The 201-nt window shown below is 54.7% G+C and carries 1 rRNA gene; it reads right to left on the reverse strand.

Features of this window, described 5'->3' with window-relative positions:
- Window positions 1–201: ribosomal RNA gene (locus ABWW33_RS33100) — 23S ribosomal RNA — on the reverse strand; the annotation flags it as partial.

Raw genomic sequence — 201 nt, forward strand, 5'->3', positions numbered from 1 at the left:
CCACCTGTGTCGGTTTGCGGTACGGTCTCGTATGACTGAAGCTTAGAGGCTTTTCTTGGAACCACTTCCGATTGCTTCAGTGCCTAAGCACCTCGTCCCAGTCCCTTGAATTCCGCGCCCGGATTTGCCTAAGCGCCTTCTATGAACCAGAAACTGCCTATTCCAACAGGCAGACAACCTTCCGCGATCCGTCCCCCCATC

Origin of the sequence: Duganella hordei (assembly GCF_040369125.1) — a bacterium.
GTDB classification, from domain to species: Bacteria; Pseudomonadota; Gammaproteobacteria; order Burkholderiales; family Burkholderiaceae_D; genus Rugamonas; species Rugamonas hordei.